4 protein-coding genes and 4 pseudogenes are annotated in these 9,054 nt (G+C 49.8%); all 8 read right to left on the bottom strand.

Annotation, left to right across the window (positions count from 1 at the left end; translation table 11 throughout):
* Positions 1 to 1,210, bottom strand: a pseudogene (locus tag Q0340_RS06495) (hypothetical protein); the annotation flags it as partial.
* Between the two features lie 840 nt (positions 1,211 to 2,050).
* Positions 2,051 to 2,299: pseudogene (locus Q0340_RS06490) on the bottom strand (Sua5/YciO/YrdC/YwlC family protein); the annotation flags it as partial.
* A 438-nt stretch (positions 2,300 to 2,737) separates the two neighbouring features.
* Positions 2,738 to 4,117: pseudogene (locus Q0340_RS06485) on the bottom strand (acylphosphatase); the annotation flags it as partial.
* A gap of 284 nt (positions 4,118 to 4,401) precedes the next feature.
* Entirely contained in the window at positions 4,402 to 6,039 is a 1,638-nt protein-coding gene (locus tag Q0340_RS06480; protein WP_298082626.1) for a hypothetical protein, read from the bottom strand.
* On the bottom strand, positions 6,023 to 6,745 hold the full coding sequence (locus Q0340_RS06475; protein WP_298082627.1) for a hydrogenase maturation protease: 723 nt from the start codon (positions 6,743 to 6,745) through the stop codon (positions 6,023 to 6,025). The genes Q0340_RS06480 and Q0340_RS06475 overlap by 17 nt, the downstream gene beginning before the upstream one ends.
* A gap of 60 nt (positions 6,746 to 6,805) precedes the next feature.
* Positions 6,806 to 6,901 (bottom strand): annotated as a pseudogene (locus tag Q0340_RS06470) (hydrogenase expression/formation protein); the annotation flags it as partial.
* Positions 6,898 to 7,572: a Ni/Fe-hydrogenase, b-type cytochrome subunit gene (cybH, locus tag Q0340_RS06465; protein ID WP_298082625.1), complete on the bottom strand. Its 675-nt coding sequence runs from the start codon at positions 7,570 to 7,572 to the stop codon at positions 6,898 to 6,900. The pseudogene Q0340_RS06470 and the gene cybH, both read right to left, overlap by 4 nt.
* A 3-nt stretch (positions 7,573 to 7,575) precedes the next feature.
* Positions 7,576 to 9,054: nickel-dependent hydrogenase large subunit (locus Q0340_RS06460; protein ID WP_298082624.1), on the bottom strand; the 1,479-nt coding region annotated here is incomplete at its 5' end.

Raw genomic sequence — 9,054 nt, 5'->3', positions numbered from 1 at the left:
CGGAATTTACCGCGGTATTTGATATAGAATTCGCTGCAGAATTTGCCGTACTCATTGATAAATTATAATTTATCTCGTTCGTGGAATTTAAACCCCAAGTGCTTGCTAAATTCGGAGCATAGGCAAAATTTTGCTCGGCATCGTAAGCCTCGGAATTTGATGCAGAATTTTCGGTCTTGCCCGCCGCACTGCAAACATTCGCGGCTGCAAATCTTTCTCCGCTGGCAAAATTTGCCGGATAACTATTGCAATCTATCGCGCCGCTAAAATTTTTCGCTACGCCCGCCGCGCCGTCGGTAGAATTTCCCGCGCAGACGCCGTTGCTGTCATTACGCTCTGCGCTGCGGATAGGATTTTTTGCGGCGACAAATTTCTCGCTCGGGCTTGCTACGCCGCCGACAGGGCTTTTATCACTCAAAACCCCTACCCCATTTACCCTTTTTAGCGCAAACCTGTAACTCTGCTCGCAGCCCTGGATATAGAGGTTTTCTAGCCGCATGCCCGCCTCGCCGTCGAAGCTGACGGCTCGCAGGTCGCAGATCACCGCGGCAAATGCGTCGAATAGCCGCCCTAGCGAGCTTGAGCGGACGGCACGCGGCGCGATTTTTTCTAAATTTGCGACTTCGCTTGCATTAAATTTTGCCAAAAACTCGCGCGCAGCGTCCTTTGCATTAAATTTAAACACGAGAGCAAGCGCAAGTTTGTAGATGTTTTTGATCGCGTTCTCGCCGCCGATAAGCGCAATCTCGTCAAATTTCGCGACGCGACGGTAGCCACGCGGATCAAACACCATCACCTCGCCGCCCCAGATCGTGCCGTCCGTGCCGTAGCCGGTGCCGTCGAAGCAAAAGCCGAGGTATTTTTTGCCGCTAAAAAGAAGATCGTTTTGCGCCAGAGTCGACACCAGGTGCGCGAAATGGTGCTGGTAGCGGATCACGGGGTATCCGCGCTGCTCGAAAAATCGCGTGTGCGAAAACTGCGGGTGCAGATCCGCGATGACGGCGTCGAACTTCAGCTCGTAGGCGCGCACGAACATATCCAAAAGCGCGAAAAATCGCTCATTCGTGGCGACGTTTTTAAGATCGCCGATGTAGGGCGAGATGAAAATTTGCCCGTCTTTGTAGATCGCAAACTGATTTTTAAGTTCCGCTCCGAGCGCCAGGAAAGTGCCTTTGAGCTGGAATTTGCTAGGGAAAATTTTTGGATTCATTCCGCGAGATGTTCGCAAAAATAGTGCGCGATTTAAAATTCCGCTCACTTGATCGTTCGCGCTTTTGAAATTTAACGCTGCGACGCCGTTTTTAAAATTTAATGTTGTGTTCTGGCTGCCTGGGGTCGCGCCTCGCTTGCTATTTGAAGTCGCAAAGTGCTCGCTATCCGGGACTGCGATATTATGCATGACTTCGCTTGACGCCGCTACGTCGCTTTTTAAATTTGAAGGTGCGGCGCCAAATTTATCGCTCAATGTTACCGCGCCCTGCTCGCCTTTTGCTTTTTTGAAATTTTTCGCGTTCTCGGGGCTGCGGCGCTTCATATCAATCAATGCCACGCCGTTTTTAAAATTTAAAGATGCACCGTCGCGTTCATCGTTTGATGCCACGACGTTGTGCCCGTCATCCGAGAGCGTGTCACAACTATCTATCGCCGCATCGGCGCTTTCATCGGCTGCCGCCGCATCGCAGATGCTACCTAGTGCGGCGCTTTCTTGCTCGTTTTTTGCTTTTTTGGATAAATTCTGCGAATTTTTTAGCTCGCAAACGGCTACTTGCGAGCTTTGCAGACCTTCACTCGGATCACGCTTCGAGCCTTGCTTGGAATTTGCCCGTTTCAGATCATCGCTTTTCGAGTTTGACGTATTTTCATTCGGTTGCCGCTTTATAATCACGTTCAAATCGGACTTCGTATCGATCGAGGGAAGCGACATAGCATGCGGTGCTTCAAAATTTTGCGCCATATTCTCGCTGTGAGCTCGGGTCTCAAGCGTGTATATATCGTGCGTGCGATCGTTTGCCTTCGCGCTTGCAGCTTCTTTTTTAAATTCCTGCAAAAACGCGATACTATCGTCGCTCGGCGTTAAAATTTCGCGGTCGTTATCCAGGTAAAACGAGATGACGCCGCCCAGCTTCGCGCGCAACTCCTCGCTGCTAAAAATAATGGGCTCGCCGCTGATATTGGCGCTTGTGGCGACGATCGGACGATCAAAATATTCAAAAAGCAGCAGATGCACGCCGGTGTTGGCTAGAAAAATGCCTATTTTATTAAGGTTTGGCGCCACGCTAGGAGCGATGAAAATCGCTCTTTTGCCAAAAATCGCCGAAAATTTAGCGGGTATTTTTGCATAAACTTGCTCCTTATTCAGCGGCGCAAACTGCCGCAATGCCGAGTTTTGTGTCTTGCTAGGCGACGCGTAATGCCGCTGTGACGTAGAATGCGGATCTTTAAAATTTATCTGAGCCCCCGCTTCGGCGTTAAATTGCTCATCAGTCTCGGCGCAAATACGACCTCCGGTTTTAGCGCATATCTGCGCCACGCTCTCTCTAGTCGCGAGCTTTTGTGCCGAATTAAAATTTCCAACCGCCTGATTCGAAATGAGGCTCAAAGAGGCGTCGTCAAAATCTTTAAAATTTTGCGTGCTGAAATCCGCCGCAAAGCCCGCCTCTGTGCGCCAAGAAAACTCGCGCTTTTTTAAAATCACGATCGGCTTGACGTTACAGTCTATCAGTGCCTCTTCCTCTACGCTTAAGCTCGCCGTGCGCCCTGCCTGCGGCGCGTCGCGACACATGATCGCAAAGGGCTTGCTCGGGCGTTTTTTTAGCGTTCGTAGCATGCGTACCGCGCGCTCGTTCGTCGCATCGCAAACGATGTGAAAGCCGCCCATCCCCTTGATCGCGCCGATCTGTCCACGCCGCAAAAGCTCCGCCGTGCGCGCTATCGCCTCCTCGCCGCTTGATAAAATTTCACCGCCTGCGCCGCATAAAAACAGCTGCGGACCGCAGTGCGGACAGGAGATCGGCTCGGCGTGATAGCGGCGCGTAAGCGGGTCCGTGTATTCGCCGCGGCAGAACTCGCACATCTCAAACGCCCTCATCGTGGTGTTTGCGCGGTCGTACGGCAGCGCGGCGATGATGCTAAGGCGCGGGCCGCAATCCGTGCAGTTGATAAATGGGTAGTGAAAGCGCGGATTTTGCGGGTCGTAAAACTCTTTTTTGCACTGATCGCAGATCGCAAAATCGGGCAAAATCGGATTAAATTTACGCCCATCCTTGGATTGCGTGATCTTAAAATCAGTAAAATTTTGCGCAAAATCTTGTGTATTTAGATCGGTGCGGATGACCCTATCAATTCGGCAAAGCGGCGGCGCTTCGCTACGAAGGCGCTCTTCGAAAATTTTTAAAATTTCTTCTTCGCGCAGATCTTGCTCTACGTTTTGCGGATTGCGTTTAAGGCCCTTCAAATCTTCCTTCGCGCCTTGCAAGTCGCGCTTAGTATTTTGCAAGTCTTGCAGCGATTCATTCTGAGACATACCTCGCTGCTGCGACAAATTTTGCACGATGAAATTTTGATCCGACGAAGCGGGCAAAATGGAGCCCTGCTCGTTTAGATCGGTCTCGAATAAGTTCGGTAAAAATTTCTCGCTCGCTGCGGCTTGCAAATTGCTCGTCAAATCATACGGCAAGCTTGTCAAATCTGAATCAGGCAGGCTTGCTAAATCATTCAATAAATCTCGCGGCAAGCCAGTCAAATCACTTGGCGAGTTCGGTGCGTTCTGCGCTGAAAAGGAGTTCTTGTTTAAATTTGAACTTGCAAAATTTTGTGATGAGTTCGCGGCCTTGTTAGAATCTGACTCGGCAGAATTTAAAGACCGGGCAGCTGATGACGATACTTTCTGCGCTTGAATTTCGTTAGAATTCGGCTCATCTAAATTTAAAGGGGCGGAATTTTTATCAATCGAGCCTTTTTGCGGCTCGGAAAAGTCCGCGCAAACGATAATTTTAACGCCCTCGCCGTCGTTATAAACCTCGCCTTTTAGCCCCAAATCCACGGCGAGCTTGTAGACGAACGGGCGAAACCCGACCCCCTGCACTGCTCCGAAAACCTCAAATTTAGCCGCTTTCATGTATGTGCTTTCATAAATTGCGCGCCGCAGGAGCTGTTTTGCAAGCAAGTTGCGCTCGCGGCAAGCGGACAAAACGTACCGGGCGGTGCAAAATATGCTCTAAAATTAATAAAATTTGTTCCTTCACGCCCGCGCCCTTTGCCGCTTTTTTGAAATTTCGCGAGGTCTCGTTTGCGCTAAGCTTACCAGCATGACGCAGCTATCGGCGCCGCAATGTCCGCACAACTCGCTGTTTTGCGGATAAGACTTTGAAGCTTTGCCGAAAATTCGCATATATGCCCAATCTAGCGAGCTTGAAGCGCGAAGCTGTCGCTAAAGCTCGCGTCAAAATTTTTGCAAAGCTTAAGCATCAAATCCGCAAATTTGCGCCCGCTAAACATCGTGCCGCCGAAGATCAAAACGTCAAAGTCCTCTTTGCGCTCATCCGCCAGATCGCTTAAAAAGTAGCCCAAACTATCGAAAAATCCGAACGCAAACAGCTTTTCATTGGCGCCTGCGAGCGCATAGCTCATCGCCGAGCGCAAAATTTTATCCGCTTGCACGCAGCCGCGCTCGTCCGTGCAAAAATCAAGCCGCACCCCTTTGCCGCCCGCAAAATCCTCCGCGCTCGCTATCAAAAACGCCACATCGCGCCCCCAGATAAGCTGCGCGGCGACGCTAAAGATGCTGTGAAATCCCGCGTTTGCGCTTTTTAAAATTTCATCGATTTTCGCGGCGTTTACGTTAAATTTGGCGCTGAAATTTTCAAGCAGCTTCGCGCCCGTCTCATCCGCGCAAATTTGAGCCCTAAGCTCGTCAAAACTGCGCGGCAGATCAAATTTAAGCAGAATTTTTTTGGAGCTTTCGCCATAAATTGCAATCTCATCATCCGCGTCCGCGCCCAAAAAGCAGCGCAAAACCCGTTTTTTGGGATCATTTAAAAGCCCCTTTTCGCGGCACGTAAGCGCAAAAAGAGCGGAGTTTTTGTCCTTTGAGTTTTTCAGATAAGCGCTTGTGGCGTCGCTTAAAAAGTCCTCGTTTTGCACGATCAAAAAGCCGTTTTGAAGCGGCGCGACTTTAAAAATTTTATCTTTTTGTGCCGCGCTTTCGCATTTTGCGCTTAAAAAATAGATCCCGTCGCTTGCCAAAGCGCGCACCAGCGCAAACACGAATATGTCGCCCGCAAGCTTTACATCAAAAAATTTAGGCGCGTCCTCGTGATTTTTTCTAAAGATCGCATTGGTTTTTAGGCTTATGAGCGGCTTTTCGAAGGCTGCGAGCGCGATTTTGCTCTTTTCATCGCTCACAAAAATCTCATCCAGCGCGCCCACTCCCGCAGCTATTAAAAAATCGGCACTAAAATCCACGTCCGCCTTGAGCGTGAAAGTTGCGCCACCGCGCTTAATCTGCACCTGCTGAGCATGAAATAAGTTTATGCGGCAAAACTCCAGTAAGCGGGCGAAATTATCCCTGCATACCGCTTTAAATTTTCCCTCATGAAGCACGTCGGCGCTGCTTATTATTCCGAATTCGTTTTGAGACGGCTCGGCTCGAGCGAGGTATTCCTTCATCACTCGCGGAGTAAAGTTATTAAATTTAGCCGCGCTACGGGCGTTTGAAATTTCATCCTCGAAAAATTTGTTTAAATCGCTCGAGGAGGCATCTTCAAATGTGCCGTTAAATTTCAGCGCTTTCGCTTCGGCGCCGCCCTCGTCCACCACGCGCACGGAGGATTTTGCCAAAAATATGGAGTTTGGAATCAGCGGCATCGCCTCGTCGCTAAATTTTAAAATTTCATCCTCGCCGCCGCGCACGAAAAGGCTTATTAGGCTCGCCTCTTTTTTTAGGCAAAACTCAAGTGCGCTTTTGCGAGCATAAAACAGCAAGAAGTGCGCTATCAGCGCGTTTTCATTAAGGTAGTTAAACTCATATGCTACTATCATCTCGCCCCCTTTTTGCAAATCGATCCGCGATATCTTGGGCGCTAAGATCGGCGATTTTTTCATGCGCGAAACCAAGATCCGATAGGTACTTAAGCGCCGTTTTTTCCATGGTTTTTGAGGACTCTAAAATCACGGAGCTTAGCTTAAAGCTTGCTTCCTCGATGCGCTGCGGCACGACCGCTAGAATTTTAACATGAGGCAGATCGCCGCAAAGATCCATCATCTGCAGGGTTTGAAGCATTTCGACCTCGTGCGCCGAGCCGCTCCAGCTGATCTGCTTAGGCATTGCGTCGTAGTTGAAAAAATACACCTCGCCGCTCTTTGCGCCGTCTGCGTCTATGCAATCTACGAGCAAAATTTCATCAAATTCCGCCATCGTAGGCATCAAAAAGCTAGCCAGCGTCCCGCCGTCGATAAAGCGGATCTGATCCGCGCTGTTGCTCGGCGCGGCGGAATTTTCGGCGACAAAGTCCGAATTGATAGAGCTTTGCACTGCGGAATTTATGACGGAATTTTGCGAAGTAAAATTTGAAGCGGAATTCTGCTCGGCGGAATTTTGAGCGGTAGAATTTCGGTCTAAATTTACTGTCGCGAAATTTTGCTCAAAGATAGAATTCTCATCCGCAAAATTTTGCAAGGAGTCGCGCTCTATGGAATTTTGCGAGGTAGAATTTTGTATCGCAGAGACTTGGGCGGAATTTTGCATGAAATTCTGCGCCGCGAAATCCTCGCCCGCCATAGAATTTCGTGCGGCGGCTTTAGGATAAAATTTATAGTTCTGCGCGAGCGCGCGGACGAAGTGCACGCCTATGCCCTCGTCCGCGTAGATGACGTTGCCGATACCCAGTACCAGCACCCTCAAGCGTGCTCTTCCTTTTTAAATTTATAGCCGCTTACGATCGCATCCATCGCGCCGTCCCTGCCCTTGACGGCGTTAAAGACCGCCATATAGACGTGGATCGGCACGAAGATTATGATGATATTCATGCAAAGATGATGTATCATTCGCACTTCACTTAGACCACCCATCGCCGCTTCCAGCGGGCGCAAGAGCCCGTATAACGCGCCGCCGAGCCCCTCGTGATAGACGTGTACATATAATATCATGCCCGTTAGGCAGATTACGAACAATACTAGATAAAAGCCCAGATATGATATGAACTGCAATGGGTTATAAACGCCGCGAAGATGCGGGTGCTCACCCAAAAAGATATAGTATTTGATCTGAGCTATCCAGACGCGCGGGCTAAAAAAATCCTTGATGCTTAAAAGCTCTTTTCTGCTCTTTTTATCGAAGAAGAAAAGATAAGTTTTAAAGATCGCCGCGCCGATCATCGCAAAGCCGAAGATCAGATGCACGAATCTAAATTTAGCCTGCATGAAAAGCACCGGCTCGGGATTTACCTCGGGCGCGGTGAAAACAAAGGCGATGTAATATCCGGTGATCACCAAAATCGTAATGCAAAGCGCGCGTAGCCAGTGCGTGAGCCTAAGACCGATGGAGAACTCGTATTCCGCAAATCTTTTTTTCATCGTTTATCCTTTGCTGGGATCTACCCTATAGCAGCCAAGCTCCGCCCCTTTAGCGTCCATTACGTGCACGGCGCAGGCGATGCAAGGATCGAATGAATGGATGCGGCGGATGATCTCTAGCGGTTTGGAAAGATCGGCAAGCTTAAGTCCGATCAAGCAGGATTCGTAAGCACCCATAGCGCCGTCTTTATCCTTCGGAGTGGCGTTCCAAGTAGATGGCACGACCGCCTGCCAGTTTTTGATGACGCCCTTTTCGATCCTGCACCAGTGGCTAAGTGCGCCGCGCGGCACGTGACCGATATAGCGACCTTTGTACTCTTTGGAGTTATCGATTACATATTTTGCGCAGGTTTCGGTATCGCCGCTTTTGATATTTGCGATCAAATTTTCTAGCGCAATCAGTCCGTTGTCGGCTACGACTTTAGCCTCGATCATACGGCACGCCGTTCGTCCAAGCGTCGAAAACACCGCCTCAAGCGGCAAGCCGGCGTCTTTTAGGAATTGATCCACGACCTTTACGACGCGCTCGTTTTTCTTAGCGTAATTTACCATGATATTTGCAAGCGGTCCTACCTGAAGCGGCTTGCCGTCGTAGCGCGGAGCCTTGATCCAGGTGTATTTGCCCTGGGTATCGAGCACCTTCGTATGCGCTTCTTTGCCGTGCGCGTCGATGCTCTGTCCGTCCTGAAGACCCGTATAATTCGGCTCCTGCTCGCCGTCGTAAGGATGGAGCGCCGCATCGTTTTTATACCACGCATGCGTTGCCTCCTCGGTAATCTTGTTCTCATCGAGCTCCAAAACCTTGCTAATATCGCCGTTCATAATCATGCCACTTTGAAATAGCCATTCGTTCTTTGAAAGCTGAAATTCTTGATGAGTCCATAAATTTGCCACGCCGATATCGTTTAGCACGCTAGGCTCGTTGCCGTAAGCCTTCGCAGCCATTACGAGATCAGGATAGTAGGCACGATTTACGAAGTCTGCGACCTCTTTAAATTTAGACATATATTCGCCCAGTCTTGCAGGGCTTAGGATATCCATCACGCAGGTTACGCCGCCTACGGTGAGGCTTTGCGGATGAGGCTGTTTCGCACCGAATATCGCCATCATCTGAGCCGCCGTGCGCTGAATGCGCAAACACTCAAGATAGTGCGAAAGAGCGATCAAATTTTGCTCCGGGCTAAGCTTATATGTAGGATGACCAAAGTAGGCATTGGCAAAAGGCCCCAAAGCGCCCTTTTTAACGAAAGCGCCTACGCGATCTTGTACCTCTTTTAGTTTATCCGCGCCGCACGCATAAGGGGTGTCGCAGTATTTAAACGCCTCTTCGCTTGCTTTTTTAGGATCGGCGCTAAGCGCGCTTACTACATCTACGAAATCAAGCCCGTGAAGTTGATAAAAATGCACCGGATGATCGTGCAAAAATAGCGCGTTAGCCATCAGCGTGCGCGTCAGCAAGGCATTTAACGGCGGAGTGATACC

Origin of the sequence: uncultured Campylobacter sp. (genome assembly GCF_938045595.1) — a bacterium.
GTDB lineage: Bacteria > Campylobacterota > Campylobacteria > Campylobacterales > Campylobacteraceae > Campylobacter_B.
This window is presented reverse-complemented; position numbering and strand designations above follow the sequence as displayed.

What these genes read in the sequence shown, in the direction of transcription:
- Q0340_RS06480 (WP_298082626.1), bottom strand. Translation starts at nt 6,039, where the DNA reads ATGATAGTAGCATATGAGTTTAACTACCTTAATGAAAACGCGCTGATA.
- Q0340_RS06475 (WP_298082627.1), bottom strand. Translation starts at nt 6,745, where the DNA reads ATGCAAAATTCCGCCCAAGTCTCTGCGATACAAAATTCTACCTCGCAA.
- cybH (WP_298082625.1), bottom strand. Translation starts at nt 7,572, where the DNA reads ATGAAAAAAAGATTTGCGGAATACGAGTTCTCCATCGGTCTTAGGCTC.